This is a genomic window from Burkholderia sp. BCC1996 (genome assembly GCF_905339955.1).
Lineage (GTDB): Bacteria > Pseudomonadota > Gammaproteobacteria > Burkholderiales > Burkholderiaceae > Burkholderia.
Window position 1 is genome coordinate 276567 of record NZ_CAJPHM010000003.1, and the last position, 18377, is coordinate 294943.

The window sequence follows — 18377 nt, forward strand, 5'->3', positions numbered from 1 at the left end:
AGCCCAGTCCGCGCCCCGATTCCCCCGCCTATTCCGCGATCGCCAGCGCCTGTTTGACGGCCTCGACCCGCGCGCGATGCACGGCGTCCTTGATCTGCATCGCATCGTTGCCGACACCACGCGCGATCGCGCCCGCGTCGACGCTGCGCGCCGCCACCAGCGCCACGCGCAGCCGCTCGGCCTGCGGATACGGCTGCGTGTCGAGCCCGAGCCGGCCGCGCGCATCCGCTTCGCATGCCTGCAGCATCTCGGCGAAGCGCGCCGGCTTGCGCAGCGCGTCGCTGCGCTCGAAGAAGCGCACCAGCGCGGCCGCGCCCATTTCCATCACGCGATGCAGGTTGCCGTGCTCGCGCGCGACCACCAGCGCGAGATCGCGGCAATCGTTCGGCACGCGCAGCCGCTCGCACAGCGGCTTGATGAGGTCGACGCTGCGGCCTTCGTGGCCGACATGGCGCGGCAGCACGTCGGCGGGCGTCGTCGCCTTGCCGAGATCGTGCGTGAGCGCCGCGAAGCGCACCGGCAGCGAATAGCCCTGCTTCGCCGCATAGTCGACGACCATCATCACGTGCACGCCGGTATCGACTTCCGGGTGGTAGTCGGCGCGCTGCGGCACGCCCCACAGCGCGTCGACCTCGGGCAGGATGCGCGCAAGCGCGCCGCACTCGCGCAGCACCGCGAACATCCGCGACGGTTTCGCCTCCATCAGCCCGCGCGCGATCTCCTGCCACACGCGCTCGGGCACCAGCGCATCCGCTTCACCTGCGTCGACCATCCGCCGCATCAGCGCGAGCGTGTCGTCCGCGACCGTGAAATCGGCGAAGCGCGCGGCAAAGCGCGCGATCCGCAGGATCCGCACCGGATCCTCGACGAACGCGTCGCCGACATGTCGGAACACGCGTGCGCGCAGGTCGGCCTGCCCGTCGAACGGATCGATCACCGGGCCGACCAGTGCGCCCTCCGGGCTCACTTCGCGCGCCATCGCGTTGATCGTCAGGTCACGCCGCGCGAGGTCCTCTTCGAGCGTCACGTCCGGCGCATAGTAGAACTGGAAGCCGTGATAGCCGGCCGCCGTCTTGCGCTCGGTGCGCGCGAGCGCGTATTCCTCCTGCGTGTCCGGATGCAGGAACACGGGGAAATCCTTGCCGACCGGCCGGAAGCCCTGCGCGGCCATCTGCTCGGGCGTCGCGCCCACCACCACGTAGTCGCGGTCCTGCACCGGCACGCCGAGCAATTCGTCGCGGATCGCTCCGCCTACTGCGTAGATGTTCATGGCGTCGGTTCGTATTCGGCGATCACGTTGGTTTCGCGGCGCGCGCCATCGATCCAGCGCTGCACCGCCGGCAGTGCCGTCACGCGCGCCGCATACCCGGCCGCTTCCGGCGACAGCGCCGGCGCATACGTGTTGAAGCGCATCACGACGGGCGCATACATCGCATCGGCGATGCCGAATTCGCCGAACAGGAACGGGCCGCCCGAGGCCTCGATGCACGCGCTCCACAGCGCGTCGATGCGCGCGACGTCGGCAAGCGCCTCGGGCGTCGCGCCGCGCCCCGGCATCGACGCGCGCACGCTCATTCCCATCTGCGTGCGCAGCGCGGCGAAGCCCGAATGCATCTCGGCCGAGATGCAGCGCGCATGCGCGCGATCGAGCGGATCGGCCGGCCACATCGGGAACTGCGGATAGCGCTCGGCGAGCGTCTCGGCGATCGCGAGCGAATCCCAGATCGCGACGCCGTGGTCGTCGATCAGGCACGGCACCTTGCCGGTCGGCGAATACTCGCGGATGCGCGCGGCCGTGTCGTCGCGGCGCAGCTCGATCACGATCTCGTCGAACGGGATGCCGAAATGCGCGAGCAGCAGCCACGGCCGCATCGACCACGACGAGTAGTTCTTGTCTCCAATGACGAGTTTCATGGCGGTGTTCCGGAAAGCGCGAAAGTGAATGACGGAAGCGACGGTCCGCGGCGCCTAGCGGCGGCGCGAGCGGAACCAGTCGAAGCGGGAGCGCCGCGCGGCATGGCCGAGATACGCGGGCGCGATACTCTCGAGACTCGCGGGCGAGATCCCGAGTTCCGGTGCGAGCGGCCCGGACAGCACGTTCGGCACCGACATCGACGCGAGATTGTCGCGCGTGATCACCGGCTCGCCGGGCAGGCATTCGAACACGCTCGCCTGCAGCCGCGCGAGCGCGTCGGGCAGCCGCACGATGCGTGCCTGCCTGCCGACCAGCGTGCCGCAATAGCGCACCAGCTGCTCGAGCGTGTAGACGGTCGGCCCGCCGAGTTCGTAGGTCTTGCCGTGCGCGGCCGCGAGATCCAGCGTGTTGACGAACGCGCGTACGACATCGCCGACGAACACCGGCTGGAAGCGCGCGTCGGGCATCGCGAGCGGCAGCACCGGCAGCGTGCGCTGCAGGTTCGCGAACGTGTTCAGGAACGCGTCGCCGGGGCCGAACACGACCGACGGGCGGAAGATCGTCAGCGCGAGCGAATCGGTCGCCGCGACCGCATGCAGCGCGGCCTCGCCGTCGCCCTTCGAGCGCTGGTACATGCTCGGGCCGTGCGAATCGGCGCCGAGCGCGCTCATGTGCAGCACGCGCCGCACGCCGACTTCGACGCACGCGGCGGCCAGCGCGGCCGGCAGCGCGACGTGCGCGCGCTCGAACCCGGGCCCGTACGGCGTGCCGCGGCCGCCGTGCAGCACGCCGACGAGATTGACGGCCGCATGCGCGCCGGCGACGAACCGGGCGAGCGTGCGCGTATCGAGCGCGTCGAGCTCGACGATCTCGACCGGCAGCATCTGCAGGTGGCGTGCGTGCTCGCGCCGCCGCGTGCCGATCCGCACCTGCTTGCCGGCGTCGATCAGCGCGTTGACGAGCCGGCTGCCGATGAAGCCGGTGCCGCCCAGCAGCGCGACGGTCTGGCGATCCATGTTCGGGTCCTCAAAAGAACACTGCCGCGTCTCGCGCGGCAGTGTGAAGATTGCGGATCAGGGCGAGATCATGCCTAGGCGTTTCTTCAACGACTGCGGTTTGCCCTCGAAGAGCGCCGCGTAGTAGACGGTGTTCGACAGCACGTTCTTCACGTAGTCGCGCGTCTCGTTGAACGGAATCGTCTCCGCGAAGATCGCGCCTTCGACCGGCTGCGTCAACACCTGGCGCCACTGGCGCGGCCGGCCCGGGCCCGCGTTGTAGCCGGCGGTTGCCAGCACCGGCGAGCTGTCGAAGGTGTTGTAGATGTCCGCCAGATACCAGGTGCCGAGCTGGATGTTGGTATTGATGTCGTGCATCTGCGCACGCGTGATCGTGCCCATCCCGAGCTTCTTCGCGACGAGCTGCGCGGTAGCCGGCATCAGCTGCATCAGGCCGCCCGCGCCGACCGACGAACGCGCGTTCGTGATGAAGCGCGACTCTTGGCGGATCAGCCCGTATGCCCATTCGATGTCGAGGCCCGACGACTGCGCGTAGCGCTCGACGATGTCACGGTACGGCGACGGGTAGCGCAGCGTGAAGTCGTGCTCGGCTTTCGTGCGGTCGGCCGTGTTGACGGTGCGGTCGAGCAGGTCGATGCGCTTGCCGTATTCGGCGGCCGCGAGCAGCTGGCGATCGGTCATCCCGCGCAGCGGCCAGTTCCATTCGCGGTTGCCTTCGAGACGCAGGTTCAGCCCGTAGAAGCGTTGCGCGAGCGCGAAGCCCGGGATCTTGCTCATCGCGTCGATGTCGCCATCGCTCACCTTCGTGCGCGGCGGGATCGACGTGCGCTGGCCAAGCTCTTCGCCGGCGAGCTGCCCGTAGAAGTTGTACTGGCCCGCGACCTGCTCGAATTCCTGGTTCGCCTGCAGCGTGTCGCCGCTCTGCTTGAGCGCGCGCGCATGCCAGTAGATCCATGCCGGATCGTCGCGCAGCGACGGCGGCATCTGTTCGATCGACCAGCGCACCATCGGCCAATTGCCGGCGAGCAGCGCGGCGCGCGTGCGCCATTCGTAGCCCGGGTTCGACAGCGGCGCGTTCGCGGATTTCGCATACCAGACCGACGCGAGCGCCGAGCGCTTGATCGCGCCCTGGTAGCCGATCGCGCCCCACGCGATCGCCTGCTCCTGCTTCGTCAGCGAGCCGGCGATCGACGTCAGCATCCCGGCCGCCGCGTCCGGATCGTTGCGCGCCATGCGGCCGAGCGCGATCAGCGCGAGCTGGTGCGATGCCGCGTCGGGGCCGACGCCGCGCGCGAGGTACAGCGGCGGCGCGCTGGTCGCCTGGTCGAAACCGACCGGGCGCGCGCCGAGCGCGTCGACGATCTTGCCGCCGAGCGTCGTGTAGTTCTGCTCGTACGCGAGGCGCGCCTGCTGCCACACGTCGTCGCTCGTGAACTGCTGGTTGACGGTGAGCGCCGTAATCAGGTCGACACAGGCGTCGCCGTAGTATTTCGGCTCGACGAGCAGCGCACGCGCCGCCTCGGCGACGTTCTCGCCGCGCGCCGCGCGCGATTCGAGCGCGTAGCACTTGACCTGCGTGTCGTCGTCGAGCACGAAGCGCTTGTACTGGTCGTCGAAGTTGCGCCAGTCGTGACGCGCGCCGAGCACGAGCAGGTAGTCGTTGCGCAGGCGGTCGGCGATCGCCTGGCCGTCGTAGCGCTGCAGGAACGACTGCACCGGTGCGTCCGGTGCGTCGACGCGTGCGCGGCCGGTCGAATCGAACAGCTGCGGCTTGATCTGGAAATACTCGACGTAGGACGGGACCGGATAGTTCGGGATCATCGACGCGAGCTGCGCGGCCTTCGCGGCGTCGTTGCGGCGCGCGGCCTCGCGCAGCTGCACGAAGATCTGGTCGTCCCCGGCGAGCGTGTCGTCGCCCGGTGCGGCGCACGCGGCCGTGCCCGCGACGAGCGCGGCGGCCGAAAGCGTGAGCGCGACCGCGCGATATACTCGGAAAAGGCTGTTCGACATCGTTATGAATGGAGCACGAAGTGAGCGAAAGCATAGCATGCAACCCTGTGCCGAACCCGAAGGTTGCACTGCGCAAAACGCTGTCCGGCGCGCGTCGCGACGCCGCGTCGCAGCCCGCCGCGAACGCCGCGCTCGACGCGCGGCTGCGCCTGTTGCTCGAGCGCCTCGCGCCCGCGACGGTCGGCTTCTACTGGCCGCTGCCGGGCGAATTCGACGCGCGCGACGCGGTGCTCGCGTGGGCCGCGGCCGGCACGGGCCGCCGCGCCGCGCTGCCGGTGATCGGCGAGCGTCACACGCCGCTCGCGTTCCATGCGTGGGATGCGGATACGCCGATGCGCGAAGGCCATCACCGGATTCCGGAACCGGCGTCGGGCGTCGTCGTCGTGCCCGACCTGCTGCTGATTCCGTGCGTGGGATTCGATCTGCAGCGCTACCGGCTCGGCTATGGCGGCGGCTACTACGACCGCACGCTCGCGGTGTGGCCCGGCGACACGCTGCCGGTGACGGTCGGCATCGCGTATGAAGCGTGCCGCGTCGATGCGCTGCCGGCCGAGGCGCACGATCTCGCGATGCGCTGGATCGTGACCGACGGCGCGCTTTACCCGGCCGCCTGATGACGCGGCGCGCGCTGCTGCGTGAGCGGCATGCCGCGCGTCACCGCGCTCACCGCGTTCACCCTCCCGTCCGCAATCGTTTACAGCGACGCCGCCGCGCGCGCGGCCGTGTCGTAGAGGCCCGATGCGTGGCGCAGCAACTGCGCCGCGTCGCCGATCTGCTCGTTGGTGAGGCCGCTGTCCTTCAGCGTCTCGATCAGGCAGTGCTCGCGCACCTCCCGATACTTCAGGCACAGCTCGCGGCCCGCCTCGGTCGCGAAGAAGAACACTTCCTTGCCGCTCTTCTCGCTCTTCACATAGCCGCGCGCGATCAGTTTTTTCAGCGCATAGGTCGCGACGTGCGTATCCTCGATATTGAGCACGAAGCAGATGTCGGCGAGCTTCTTCTTGCGTTCGCGGTGGCTCACGTGATGCAGCAGCGACACCTCGACCGCCGTCATGTCCTTCGCGCCTGCGGCCGACATGCAGCGCACCATCCAGCGGTTGAATGCGTTGCCGGCCATGATGAGCCCGTATTCGAGTTCCGACAGCTCCGCGCTCGAATCGGAAACGAGGTGTTCGGATGACACGATCTTGGTCGCAGGACGCTTCATGGAAAGGCGGAGCAAGCCGGATGACAGGGTGTGCCGAGTGTACGCCAGAAGCCCGGACATACGGGCTAGGCGAAAACGCTTATTGGGAAGTTGTCGATATTTTATTGACAATGTGCGCTAACATTGCCGTCCGAACCGTGCCAGTCCGATGACGCAACCCCGCATTTATCCGCTCGGCGATGCCGCCCTCGTCTGCGAGGTACCGCCGCCCGCCACGCTCGATTGCCAGCGCCGCGTCTGGGCCGTCGCCGAGGTCGCGCGCGCGTGGCCCGACGTGATCGACGTCGTGCCGGGCATGAACAACCTGACGATCGTGTTCGACGCGCTCGCCACGACGGCCGACTCGCTCACGCCGGCGCTGCGCGACGCGTGGGAAACCGCCGATATCGAGCACGCGGACGGCCGGGAAATCGACATCCCGGTCGAATACGGCGGTGCCGCCGGTCCCGACCTCGCGGCCGTCGCCGCGCACACCGGGCTGTCGGCCGACGAAGTCGTCGCGCGCCACGCGGCCGGCGCCTACGTCGTGTTCTTCGTCGGCTTCCAGCCGGGCTTCGCGTATCTCGGCGGCCTCGATGCGTCGCTGCACACGCCGCGCCGCGCGGCCCCGCGCCTCGAGGTGCCGGCCGGCTCGGTCGGCATCGGCGGCGCGCAGACGGGCATCTATCCGGCCACGTCGCCCGGCGGCTGGCAGCTGATCGGCCGCACGTCGCACGTGCTGTTCGACCCGGCGCGGCCGCAGCCGACGCTGCTGCTGCCCGGCGACCGCGTGCGCTTCACCATTGCCGGAGTCGACGCGACATGAGCCAGAACACCGCACCGGGCACGATCGAGGTCGTCCGCGCCGGCCCGCTGTCGACCGTGCAGGATCTCGGCCGCCGCGGCACGCGCCATCTCGGCGTCGCGCAGGGCGGCGCGCTCGACGGCCTCGCGCTCGAAGTCGGCAACCGGCTGGTCGGCAACCGCCCCGACGCGGCGGCCGTCGAAATCACGATCGGGCCGGCCGCGTTCCGCTTCACGCGCGCGACGCGCATCGCGATCACCGGCACCGAATTCGGCGCGACGCTCGACGGCCGGCCCGTGTATTCCTGGTGGAGCCTGCCGGTCGACGCCGGCCAGACGCTCGTGCTGCCGGCGGCGAAACGCGGCATGCGCGGCTACCTGTGCATCGCGGGCGGCATCGACGTGCTGCCGATGCTCGGCTCGCGCAGCACCGATCTCGCGTCGCGCTTCGGCGGCCTCGGCGGCCGCGCGCTGCGCGACGGCGACCGGCTGCCGGTCGGCGTGCCGCCGGCCGGCGCCGGCTGCCTCGCGGCCGACGCGCCCGAATTCGGCGTGAAGGCGCCCGCGTGGTGCGCGTTCGTGCGCGTCGACGAACCGCCGCGCCGCCACCGGCCCGCGCATGCGCCGTGGGCGATGCCCGTGCGCGTGCTGCCGGGCCCCGACTACGCGTCGTTCGCGGCCGATTCGCAGCAGGCGTTCTGGGACGAGGAATGGCTCGTCACCGCGAACAGCAACCGGATGGGCTATCGTCTCGCCGGCGCCGAACTGGTGCGCGAGCGGCCGGTCGAGCTGCTGTCGCACGCGGTGCTGCCCGGCACGATCCAGGTGCCGCCGAACGGCCAGCCGATCGTGCTGATGCACGACGCGCAGACCACCGGCGGCTATCCGAAGATCGGCACGGTGATCCGCGCGGATCTCTGGAAACTCGCACAGGCGCGGCTCAACCTGCCGATCCGCTTCGTGCGCACGACACCCGACGCCGCGCGCGCCGCCCTGGTCGCAGAACGTGCCTATCTGCGCCAGATCGACGTCGCGATCGAGATGCGCGAGGAAACGCGCCGCCGCGCGCAATCGCGCGCAGCGTGACAATGACGGAAGCAGGACGAAGGACGCGCCACGCACCCGTGGACGAGGAACATCATGGAAATCGATCTGAATGCCGATCTCGGTGAAGGATGCGGATCGGACGAGGCGCTGCTCGACCTCGTCACGTCGGCGAACATCGCGTGCGGCTGGCATGCAGGCGGCGCCAATGCGATGCGCGACTGCGTGCGCTGGGCCGTGCAGAAAGGCGTGTCGATCGGCGCGCACCCGAGCTTTCACGACCCGGAGAATTTCGGCCGCAAGGAAATGCAGCTGCCGGCCGGCGACATCTATGCGGGCGTGCTGTACCAGCTCGGCGCGCTGTCGGCGATCGCGCAGGCCGAGGGCGGCCGCATCGCGCACGTGAAGCCGCACGGCGCGCTGTACAACCAGGCCGCGCGCGACCCGCTGATCGCCGACGCGGTGGTGTCCGCGATCCACGACTTCGATCCGTCGCTGGCCGTGTTCGGGCTCGCGAACAGCGTGTTCGTCGCGGCCGCGCGCCACGCGGGGCTCGCCGCGGTGGAGGAAGTATTCGCCGACCGCGGCTACCGCGCGGACGGCTCGCTCGTGCCGCGCAGCCAGCCCGGCGCGCTGATCGACGATGAAGATGCGGTGCTCGCGCGCACGCTCGACATGGTGCGCGAGCGGCAGGTGCGGGCGGTGAGCGGCGAGTGGGTGCCGCTCAACGCGCAGACGGTCTGCCTGCACGGCGACGGCCCGCATGCGCTCGCGTTCGCGAAACGGATCCGCGCGGCGCTCGAAGCGGCGGGGGTCGACGTCGTCGCGCCCGGCGCGCTGCAGGCCGGGGAAGACGCATGATGGCGTGACGCGTCGTTGAAGCGCTCAGCCGCCGCAGGCCAAAAACCGCCGCCACAAAAGAAAAAAGCGCCCTCGTGGCGCTTTTCTGTTGGCGCAATCGCCGCGGACTTCGCCGTCTGTCGATTCGCCCCCCGAAACCGTCTGTCGACGGTGACCGGAAACATGCTCCGGATCAAAAAACGTCCGCCGCCGCCCGCTTGCTGCTTCCCCCGGTCGGACGACGGAACGTTGCTTATGCCGCAAGTCTGTCGCATGCATTTGTTGTGCCGACGATGTTTGGCCCCGCCGTGCATGCAGACACTCCGCGGCCGGCACGTTACATACGTGCCGGCTACGCTAACCCCGCGCTTTGTTTTCTGCTACCCCGTAGAACTTATCTATTCTTTTCATTTTTTCAACTTGTGGGATGAAGAATAGAGATTGGCCGAACCGGATGTCAATCGTTTTAAACGCTATTTCCTGAAGATTCGAGGGTTTTCCTTATCGAGCCGCGTGGCCGCGCGGGCGCCTCGCAGCGCGTGCATCTCGTCGATCAAACAGGGGAGGATCGGCGCGCGGTGCGCAGCGCAATCAGTTCGCGTCGACCTGATACCCTTGCTGGCGCAACAATTCGAGCACGCCGCGCGGGCCGCCCAGGTGCAGCGCGCCGATGGCCACGAATACCGGCCGGTTCGGCGCGGCGATTGCCGTCATCCGTGCAACGAAGCGCCGATTGCGCTCGTACAGGATCTTGTTGTCGATCGACGCCGACAGCGCCTTGGAACGGGCCAGCCGCTCGCTCTTCGCGACCGCCCACGCCGAGATCGCGTCGGCGTCGCCAATTCGCCACAGCCGGTGCAGCGCCTTGATGTCGTCGGCGTTCTGCGCCGGGGTCTGCACCATGTCCTGCGCGAGCATCTCGCGCTGCTCGGCGAGCGTCAGCCCGGTGAACGCGCGCATCTGCTCGGCGAGCGTCTCGAGCCCGATCACGCGGCCGCCCTTCTTCTTCAGGAACACGTTCTGCAGCTGCGCCTCGGTGCCGTACTCGGTCTGCAGGCCGGCCGCCAGCGAGTCGTAGGTTTCGACGACCAGCGCCGCGAGCCACGGCCGCATCCGGCGGATCTCCGCGAGCGCGGCCGGGTTGCCGCGCAGGCGCGCCGCGAGGCGCTGCCACTGCGGCTCGGGCAGCAGGCGCTGCAGGCACGGGTAGCGGCACACGCCGTACTTCGACACGTCGTCCTGCGATTCGAGGAGATCGTCCGGCGACAGTTCGAGCGCGAGCGTCGGCGACGCGGCGAGCGCCGCGAGGATGCGCGGCCGGAACGGCTGCGCGGGCGGATAGTCGGACGGGTCGCCCGTGTGCAGCGTGCCGAGCACGTACAGCGTGACCCTGCCCCGGGTCGCGACATAGAACGGCATGCGCGCGGGCTGCACGCGCACCGTGCCGCGCGCGACCGTGCCGTTCGACACGGACGGCACGTGGAAGCCCGGCAGGTTCATGCCGGGCGGCGGAACCTGCGACGGATGGATCGGCGAACTCGCCGGCGCGCGCCGTTCGGCACGCGCGGCGTCGACCGGGACCAGCACGCTGGCCGCCACGCACGCGCCGGCCAGCGCCGCGCCCGTGACCGTGCGCACGCTCCAGCGCCGTGCATTGCGGCACGCGCGCATCACGCGCGCGCGGCCGCCCCCCGAACGGCGCACGCCAGACGCGCGCGCCGCCAAACCATCAGGCATTCACCTCCCCTACCTCCTCGGCGCGATGGCAGGCCACGCGGCGTCCGTCGACGTCGCGCAGCTGCGGTTCCTCGACGCGGCAGCGCTCGACCGCGTACGGGCAGCGCTGGTGAAACGCGCAGCCCGACGGCGGATTGAGCGGCGACGGCAGCTCGCCCTGCAGCTTGATCTGCACGCGGCGGTCTTCCTCGAAGATCGCCGGCGTCGCCGACATCAGCGCGCGCGTGTACGGATGGCGCGGATGCGCGTAGATCGTCGCCTTGTCGCCGAGCTCCGCGACGCTGCCGAAGTACATCACCATCACGTCGTCGGCGACGTGCTCGACCACCGACAGGTTGTGCGAGATGAACACGTAGCTCGTCTTGAACTGCTCCTGCAGGTCCATGAACAGGTTCAGGATCTGCGCCTGGATCGACACGTCGAGCGCGGACACCGGTTCGTCGGCGACCACGATCCGCGGATCGAGGATCATCGCGCGCGCGATCGCGACCCGCTGGCGCTGGCCGCCCGAGAACATGTGCGGATAACGCTTCGCGTGCTCGGGCCGCAGGCCGACCGTGCGCATGATCTGCGCGACGCGCTGCGCGCGTTCGGCCGCCGTCAGGTTCGCGTTGATCTCGAGCGGCTCGGACAGCGTCTGCTCGACGGTCTTGCGCGGGTTCAGCGACGCGAACGGGTTCTGGAACACCATCTGCACGCGGCGGCGCAGGTCGGCGACCGTCTCGCGGCTCGCGCCGGCCACGTCCTTGCCGTCGATCGTCAGGTGGCCCGAGGTGGGCGTCTCGATCATCGTGAGCTGGCGCGCGAGCGTCGATTTCCCGCAGCCCGACTCGCCGACGACGGCGAGCGTCTTGCCGCGCTTGAGCGTGAACGACACGCCGTTCAGCGCCTTCACCGTGCCCTGCCCGAACATCCCGCGCTTGACCGTGTAGTGCTTCGCGAGCCGGTCGGCGACCAGCACCGCTTCCTCGTCGTGCGGCACGCGAGGCGTTTCGTGGACTGCATTCATCGTGCGCCTCCCGTCAGGTCGAGGTTGGAAACATTGAGCGGCTTGATGCAGCGCGCGCGCATCGCATCGTTGGCCGGCACCAGCGTATCGAGCGCCGGACGCGCCTTGCGGCAATCGTCGACGACGTACTTGCAGCGCGGCGCGAACAGGCACCCGGACGGGCGATCATCGCGGCCCGGCACCATGCCCGGCAATGCGGCAAGGCGACGCGCCCCCTGATTGTGCTCGGGAATCGCCGCGAGCAGCGCTTCGGTATACGGATGATGCGGCGCACGGAAGATGTCCGGCACGCGATTGGTCTCGATGACCTCGCCCGCATACATCACCGCGACGCGCTGCGCGACCTCCGACACGACGGCCAGGTCGTGCGAGATCAGCACGAGCGCCATCCCGCGCTCCTTCTGCAGCTTCACGAGCAGGTCCATGATCTGCGCCTGGATCGTCACGTCGAGCGCGGTGGTCGGCTCGTCGGCAATCAGCAGCTTCGGGTTGCACGCGACCGCCATCGCGATCATCACGCGCTGGTTCATGCCGCCCGACATCTGGTGCGGGAACGCCGTGATGCGGTTCTTCGCATCCGGAATGCCGACCTGGTCGAGCAGCTCGAGCGCGCGCCGGTGGAGCGCGTCGCCGCGCAGGCCTTCGTGCAGCTTCAGCACCTCCTTGATCTGGTAGCCGACCGTGTAGCTCGGGTTCAGGCTCGTCAGCGCGTCCTGGAACACCATCGCGATGTCCTTGCCGACGATCTTGCGGCGCGCCTTCGGCGACGCCTTCAGCAGGTCCACGCCGTTGAACGTGACCTCGTCGGCCGTCACCTTGCCCGGCGCATCGATCAGGCCCATCAGCGCCATCATCGTCACGCTCTTGCCCGAGCCCGATTCGCCGACGACGCCCACCACCTCGCCCGGCGCGATCGACAGGTTGATCCGGTCGACCGCGGGCAGGCCGTTGAAGTTCACCGCGAGATTGCGGATAGTCAGTAGATCTTGGCTCATGGTCACGCCATCCGCTTCAGTTTGGGATCGAGCGCGTCGCGCAGCCCGTCGCCGAGCAGGTTGATCGCGAGCACCGAAATCAGGATCGACAGGCCGGGCATCGTCACGATCCACCATGCGTTGTCGATGTAGTCGCGCGCGGACGCGAGCATCGCGCCCCACTCGGCGGTCGGCGGCTGCACGCCGAGGCCGAGGAAGCCGAGCGCGGCCGCGTCGAGGATGGCCGACGAGAAGCCGAGCGTCGCCTGCACGATCAGCGGCGCCGTGCAGTTCGGCAGCACCTGCGAGAACATCAGGCGCAGCGTGCCGGCACCGGCCACGCGCGACGCCGTCACGTACTCCTTCTGCAGTTCGCCGAGCGCGGATGCGCGCGTGAGACGCACGTAGGCCGGCAGCGCGACGATCGCGATCGCGAACATCGTGTTGGTGAGGCCCGGGCCGATGATCGCGACGACCGCCACCGCGAGCAGCAGCGACGGCAGCGCGAGCAGCACGTCCATGATGCGCATCACGGGCGTGTCGGCCCACTTCTGGAAGAACGCGGCGATCAGCCCGAGCACGATGCCGGGGATCAGCGCGAGCACGACCGACACGAAGCCGATCCAGAACGACATGCGCGCGCCGAACATCAGGCGCGAAAGGATGTCGCGGCCCGCTTCGTCGGTGCCGAGGATGAACTGCCAGTTGCCGCCCGCGAGCCATGCGGGCGGGATCTTCACGTAGTCGCGGTATTGCTCGACCGGGCTGTGCGGCGCGATCAGCGGCGCGAACAGCGCGACGAGGATCAGCACCAGCACGACGATGCCGGCGCCGACGGCGCCGCGGTTGCGCGAGAAATTGGCCCAGAACTCGCGCAGCGCGAGCGCACGGCCGCCGGCCGGCGCGGATTCGCTCGGCAGGGTGTTTTGCAGATTGCTCATGGGATTACCTCGTGTGGCGGATGCGCGGATTCAGCACGCCGTACAGCAGGTCGACGACCAGGTTCACGACGATCACGAGCGTCGCGATCAGCAGGATGCCGCCCTGGACGACCGGATAGTCGCGGCGGCCGATCGCATCGATCAGCCACTTGCCGACACCGGGCCACGAAAAGAGCGTCTCGGTCAGCACGGCGCCCGCGAGCAGCGTGCCGATCTGCAGGCCGATCACGGTGACGACCGGGATCAGCGCATTGCGCAGCGCATGCACGACGACCACGCGCACGGGCGACAGCCCCTTCGCGCGCGCCGTGCGGATGTAGTCCTCGCGCAGCACTTCGAGCATCGACGAGCGCGTCATCCGCGCGATCACCGCGAGCGGGATCGTGCCGAGCACGATCGCCGGCAGGATCAGGTGGCTGACGGCCGATTTGAACGCGCCTTCGTCGGGTGCGAGCAGCGCGTCGATCAGCATGAAACCGGTCGGATGCGGGAAATCGTATTCGACCGCGATGCGGCCCGACACGGGCGTCCAGCCGAGGTACGACGAAAACACCATGATGAGGATCAGCCCCCACCAGAAGATCGGCATCGAGTAGCCGGTGAGCGCGGTGCCCATCACGCCATGATCGACGACCGAGCCGCGCCGCAGCGCGGCGATCACGCCGGCCGGCAGCCCGACCGCGAGCGCGAACACGAGCGCGCACAGCGACAGTTCGACGGTCGCCGGGAAGCGCGCGAAGAATTCGCCCGCGACGCTGGTGTTGGTGATGATCGACGTGCCGAGGTCGCCATGCAGCGCCCGGCCGATGTAGTGGATGTACTGCAGGGGCAGCGGCTGGTCGAGCCCGAGGCGTTTCATGGCCTCCGCATGCATCGCGGGATCGACGCCACGCTCGCCCATCATCACTTCGATGGGGTCGCCCGGTATCAGGTGAATCAGCGCAAACGCCAGGATGGTGATGCCGATGAAGGTCGGGATCACCATGCCCACGCGGCGCAACACGAATGTGAACATGATGCGTCTCGTATTTTCTTGTGGGAAATGTACGACCGGCGACGAGGGGCTTTTGGCCCCTCGTCGCCGGATGATTTCAAGCCGGTCTTCTCAAGACGACAGCTTACGCCAGGCCGGTTACTTCACGCTGACACCGTCGAAACGCGCATAGCCGAGCGGCTCGATGCGCATGTCGACCACGTTCTTGCGTACCGGCTGGTAGACCGTCGAGTTCGCGATCGGCGAGAACGGCAGCTGCTGCGCGAAGATCTGCTGGGCCTGCGTGTAGATCTTCGTGCGCGCGTCCTGGCCCGTCGTCGTGCGACCCTTCTGGATCAGGTCGTCGAACGGCTTGTAGCACCAGTGCGAGAAGTTGTTGCCCTTGATCGCCTCGCAGCCGAGCAGCGTGCCGAGCCAGTTGTCCGGGTCGCCGTTGTCGCCCGTCCAGCCGATCAGCATCGTGTCCTGCTCGCCCGTGTGCGCGCGCTTGATGTACTCGCCCCACTCGTACGTGACGATCTTCGCCTTCACGCCGATCTTCGCCCAGTCGGCCTGGATCATCTCGGCCATCAGGCGGGCGTTCGGGTTGTATGCGCGCTGCACCGGCATCGCCCACAGCGTGATGTCGAAACCGTTCGGATAGCCGGCCTTCGCGAGCAGCGCCTTCGCCTTCTCGGTGTCGTTCGGGGCCATCTTCAGGTTCTTGTCGTACGACCATTGGGTCGGCGGCATCGGCGCGCTGGCGGCCTGGCCGGCACCCTGATAGACGGATTCGAGAATCGCCTTCTTGTTGATCGCCATGTCGAGCGCCTGACGCACTTCGAGCTTGTCGACCGGCTTGTGCTCGACGTTGTACGCGAGGTAGCCGAGGTTGAAGCCCGGCTGCGACGGCATGTCGATGCCCGAGTCGGCCTTCAGCGCCGCGATGTCGGCCGGACGCGGATAGCTCATCACCTGGCACTCGTTGCGCTTGATCTTCTGCACGCGCACGCCCGGGTCGGGCGTGATCGAGAAGATCAGCTTCGACAGCTTCACCGCGCCCTTCTTCCAGTAATCAGGATTGCCATCGAAACGGATCGTCGCGTCCTTCGTATAGCTGCGGAAGATGAACGGGCCCGTGCCGACCGGCTTCTGGTTGATGTCGGCGGCCTTGCCGGCCTTCATCAGCTGGTCGCCGTACTCGGCCGACAGGATCGACGCGAATTCCATCGCCATGTTCTGGATGAACGGCGCATTCGGCTCGGACAGCGTGAACTTCACGGTGTACGGATCGACCTTCTCGATCTTCGTGATCAGCTTGTCGAGGCCCATGTCGGTGAAGTACGGGAACGACACCGGGTAGGCCTTGCGGAACGCATTGTTCGGATCGAGCATGCGCTCGAACGAGAACACGACGTCGTCCGCGTTGAATTCACGCGTCGGCTTGAAGAAGTCGGTCGTGTGGAACTTCACGCCATGACGCAGGTGGAACGTGTACACCTTGCCGTCGGACGAGACGTCCCACTTCTCGGCGAGGCCGGGTTCGACCTTGGTGCCGCCGCGCTCGAATTCGACGAGGCGGTTGTAGACGGTGAACGTGGCGGCGGTGAAATCGACGCCGGTCGTGAATTGCGCGGAATCAAAACCCGCCGGGCTGCCTTCTGAGCAGTAGACGAGCGTTTTGTTCGGGATCTGTGCGAATGCAGAACCCGCGACGCCGAGCGATGCCGCTGCCACGCCTGCGATGGCGGTAACACGCAGGGTGTGCAACAGACGGTTGTATTCCATGTTTCCTCCAGGTCTCCAGATCGGAACCGGTCCCCCTGGGGGCCGGGTACGCGGATATTACTTGAGCTAGCGATTTTGCAACAAGCTGGAGAAAAAACTCTTCTAGACGCGCATCCACGCGGGTTTTTGCCGATGTCTTGCACACGCGAAAAGTGCCTCTGCGCGCGCGAGCGGCCATTTCGTTCATCCCGCGCATGTTTCGTTCGACAACTAAACAATTCGGGCGCGAACGCAGAGGGTTGTCGCGCCGTGTTCGCAGCCAGTCCGCACATCGTTGCGGCTTCCGAAACGATGCATGCGATGCAATGCAACCGTCAGGCCGGCGCGTCGAGATCCGCGCTGCGCGCGGGCACGAACGCGACCGCGACGATCGACAGTGAGATTCCCGCCATCACGTAATAGGTCGGTGCGAGCGGCGTGCCCGTCACCTTGATCAGCCACGTGACGATGAACTGCCCGAAACCGCCGAACAGCATCACCGCGACGTTGTACGCGATCGACAGCCCGGTCGAGCGCACGTTGGCCGGGAACAGCTCGGCGATCATCGCGCCGAACGGCCCGTAATAGCCGGCGAGCGTCACCGACAGCACGGCCTGCACCACGATCAGCCGCGCGATGCTCGGCGCCGCGTCGAGCCACGCGAACAGCGGATACATCAGCACGAGCGTCAGCCCGAGCGACCACAAAGACAGACCCTTGCGGCCGATGCGGTCCGACCATGCGCCCGCGACCGGCGACAGCACCATCAGCAGCAGGTTGCCGATGATCACCGCATAGAACGATTGCGCATACGGCAGCTTCAGCTGCTTCACCGCGAAGGTCGGCAGATAGCTGATCAGCACGTAGACCGTCACCGTCAGCGCGATCACCGAGCCGAGCCCGCACAGCACCTCGCGCGGATGGCGCGTGAACACTTCGCCGAGCGTTGCGCGGCGTGCGCTTTGCTGCGCATGCAGGAACGCTTCGGAATCGGCGAGATGACGGCGGATGTAGAAACCGATCGGGCCGATCACGAGCCCGAGGATGAACGGCACGCGCCAGCCCCAGCTGCGCAGCGCGTCGTGCGACAGCCCGCGCGTGACGGCCGCGCCGACGAGCGCGCCGATCAGCAGCGCGCCCGCCTGGCTCGCCATCTGCCAGCTGCCGTAGAAGCCGCGTTTCGAGAACGGCGCGGCTTCGATCAGCAGCGCCGTTGCGCTGCCGAATTCGCCGCCCGCCGAGAAGCCCTGCAACAGGCGGCCGAGCACGATCAGGAGCGGGCCGCCGATGCCGATCGCCGCATAGGGCGGCGCGATCGCGAGCAGGAAGATGCCGGCCGTCATCAGCAGGATCACGAGCGACAGCGCGGCCTTGCGGCCCGCGCGGTCGGCGTACAGCCCGAACACGATGCCGCCGATCGGGCGCATGAAGAACGCGACGCCGAAGGTCGCGGTGGTCAAGAGCAGCGACGAGTATTCGCTGGTCGTCGGGAAGAACAGTTCGGCGATCACGACGGTCATGAAGCCGAACACCGTGAAGTCGTACCACTCGAGCGCGTTGCCGATCACGGCGGCGACTACCGCGCGGCGGTTCAGCGCGCGCTCGGGCCGGATCGTTTTCGTTGAATTCGCAATCGTCGCCATGCGAGCCTCGTTCTCGTGAATCCGCCGTATCGGGCGCGGCGCGCGGAGGGGCCGCGGCGCGTTGGTTTGCAGCGAGTGTAGAAAGCGACGGAACCGTTTTCAAGCATAAAAAACGCCCGCCATCGTCCGATGGCGGGCGTTTTGCGGTTTTCGCCACATTGCGGCATCGCACGATGCCGCCGCGGGCATCAACCCATCTTCGAGAATGCGCTGCACCAGCCCTTCGCCGATACCTGCTTGCCCGGGAATGCACCGCACGGGCCCGACGCCGAGCCCTTCTTGCCCTGGTACAGCATGCAGGCCGCGCAATCCTGGCCCGCTGCGTATTTCGGATACTTCGTCTTGTCGACCTTCGTCGCATCGGCCTTGTAGCCGAGCGCCACGGCGGTCGGATCCGTTTCCGACAGCATCGGCGCATCGGCCAGCGCTTCGCGCGACAGCGCCAGCGCGGACACGGCGCCGATGCTCGTGATCAGGAAACTCCGACGGGATGTTTTCATGGGGGACTCGCTCCAACG

Annotated in this window: 17 protein-coding genes; 4 read left to right on the plus strand and 13 right to left on the minus strand. The window is 68.0% G+C overall.

Features of this window, described 5'->3' with window-relative positions; all coding sequences use genetic code 11:
* Window positions 1-28: 28 nt before the first annotated feature.
* The 4 genes from U4Z64_RS05490 to U4Z64_RS05505 are packed head-to-tail and all read right to left on the minus strand — an operon-like array spanning window position 29 to window position 4941.
* Complete coding sequence (locus U4Z64_RS05490) at window positions 29-1270, minus strand: multifunctional CCA addition/repair protein (RefSeq protein ID WP_124666549.1); 1242 nt, start codon at window positions 1268-1270, stop codon at window positions 29-31.
* The gene (locus U4Z64_RS05495; protein WP_124486655.1) at window positions 1267-1914 is read right to left on the minus strand and encodes a glutathione S-transferase family protein; all 648 of its coding nucleotides are present in this window, start codon (window positions 1912-1914) and stop codon (window positions 1267-1269) included. Before U4Z64_RS05495 ends, U4Z64_RS05490 begins: the two co-directional genes overlap by 4 nt.
* Before the next feature lie 54 nt (window positions 1915-1968).
* Window positions 1969-2931: a complex I NDUFA9 subunit family protein gene (locus U4Z64_RS05500; RefSeq protein WP_044847866.1), complete on the minus strand. Its 963-nt coding sequence runs from the start codon at window positions 2929-2931 to the stop codon at window positions 1969-1971.
* Between the two features lie 57 nt (window positions 2932-2988).
* A complete protein-coding gene (locus U4Z64_RS05505; protein WP_321819427.1) occupies window positions 2989-4941 on the minus strand; it encodes a lytic transglycosylase domain-containing protein in 1953 nt (650 codons plus the stop codon).
* A gap of 8 nt (window positions 4942-4949) precedes the next feature.
* On the opposite strand from U4Z64_RS05505, the gene U4Z64_RS05510 reads away from it, so the two are divergent.
* On the plus strand, window positions 4950-5555 hold the full coding sequence (locus tag U4Z64_RS05510; RefSeq protein WP_044847864.1) for a 5-formyltetrahydrofolate cyclo-ligase: 606 nt from the start codon (window positions 4950-4952) through the stop codon (window positions 5553-5555).
* A gap of 80 nt (window positions 5556-5635) precedes the next feature.
* Here U4Z64_RS05510 and U4Z64_RS05515 read toward each other — a convergent pair whose 3' ends face one another.
* A complete protein-coding gene (locus U4Z64_RS05515) occupies window positions 5636-6148 on the minus strand; it encodes a winged helix DNA-binding protein (protein ID WP_059448486.1) in 513 nt (170 codons plus the stop codon).
* 148 nt (window positions 6149-6296) lie between these two features.
* Here U4Z64_RS05515 and pxpB point away from each other — a divergent pair, with 148 nt between their 5' ends.
* From pxpB to pxpA, 3 genes are read left to right on the plus strand one after another with little or no spacing between them, the layout of a single operon-like run.
* Window positions 6297-6953 carry a 5-oxoprolinase subunit PxpB gene (pxpB, locus tag U4Z64_RS05520; protein WP_321803238.1) on the plus strand — a complete coding sequence of 219 codons (657 nt, stop codon included), beginning with the start codon at window positions 6297-6299 and terminating at the stop codon, window positions 6951-6953.
* Window positions 6950-8017, plus strand: coding sequence for a biotin-dependent carboxyltransferase family protein (locus tag U4Z64_RS05525; protein ID WP_124520540.1), 1068 nt, complete (start codon window positions 6950-6952; stop codon window positions 8015-8017). Before pxpB ends, U4Z64_RS05525 begins: the two co-directional genes overlap by 4 nt.
* Before the next feature lie 54 nt (window positions 8018-8071).
* Entirely contained in the window at window positions 8072-8836 is a 765-nt protein-coding gene (pxpA, locus tag U4Z64_RS05530) for a 5-oxoprolinase subunit PxpA (RefSeq protein ID WP_044848860.1), read from the plus strand.
* Between the two features lie 570 nt (window positions 8837-9406).
* On the opposite strand, the gene U4Z64_RS05535 is transcribed toward pxpA, so the two are convergent.
* The 8 genes from U4Z64_RS05535 to U4Z64_RS05570 all read right to left on the minus strand — a co-directional run bounded on the left by U4Z64_RS05535 (window position 9407) and on the right by U4Z64_RS05570 (window position 18359).
* On the minus strand, window positions 9407-10552 hold the full coding sequence (locus U4Z64_RS05535; protein ID WP_321819428.1) for a TraB/GumN family protein: 1146 nt from the start codon (window positions 10550-10552) through the stop codon (window positions 9407-9409).
* Window positions 10545-11561, minus strand: a complete 1017-nt coding sequence (locus U4Z64_RS05540; RefSeq protein ID WP_124570738.1) for a peptide ABC transporter ATP-binding protein — start codon at window positions 11559-11561, stop codon at window positions 10545-10547. Before U4Z64_RS05540 ends, U4Z64_RS05535 begins: the two co-directional genes overlap by 8 nt.
* On the minus strand, window positions 11558-12556 hold the full coding sequence (locus U4Z64_RS05545; protein ID WP_044848857.1) for an ABC transporter ATP-binding protein: 999 nt from the start codon (window positions 12554-12556) through the stop codon (window positions 11558-11560). Before U4Z64_RS05545 ends, U4Z64_RS05540 begins: the two co-directional genes overlap by 4 nt.
* Window positions 12557-12558: 2 nt before the next feature.
* Window positions 12559-13476 (minus strand): ABC transporter permease subunit, encoded by a 918-nt coding sequence (locus U4Z64_RS05550; RefSeq protein WP_044848856.1) that lies wholly within the window; start codon window positions 13474-13476, stop codon window positions 12559-12561.
* A gap of 4 nt (window positions 13477-13480) precedes the next feature.
* Window positions 13481-14491: an ABC transporter permease subunit gene (locus U4Z64_RS05555; RefSeq protein WP_044848855.1), complete on the minus strand. Its 1011-nt coding sequence runs from the start codon at window positions 14489-14491 to the stop codon at window positions 13481-13483.
* 117 nt (window positions 14492-14608) lie between these two features.
* Window positions 14609-16237 carry an ABC transporter substrate-binding protein gene (locus U4Z64_RS05560; RefSeq protein ID WP_044848854.1) on the minus strand — a complete coding sequence of 543 codons (1629 nt, stop codon included), beginning with the start codon at window positions 16235-16237 and terminating at the stop codon, window positions 14609-14611.
* Window positions 16238-16551: 314 nt separating this feature from the next.
* Window positions 16552-17859, minus strand: a complete 1308-nt coding sequence (locus tag U4Z64_RS05565) for an MFS transporter (RefSeq protein WP_321819429.1) — start codon at window positions 17857-17859, stop codon at window positions 16552-16554.
* Window positions 17860-18047: 188 nt separating this feature from the next.
* Window positions 18048-18359 (minus strand): high-potential iron-sulfur protein, encoded by a 312-nt coding sequence (locus U4Z64_RS05570; RefSeq protein WP_021163765.1) that lies wholly within the window; start codon window positions 18357-18359, stop codon window positions 18048-18050.
* Window positions 18360-18377 lie beyond the last annotated feature (18 nt).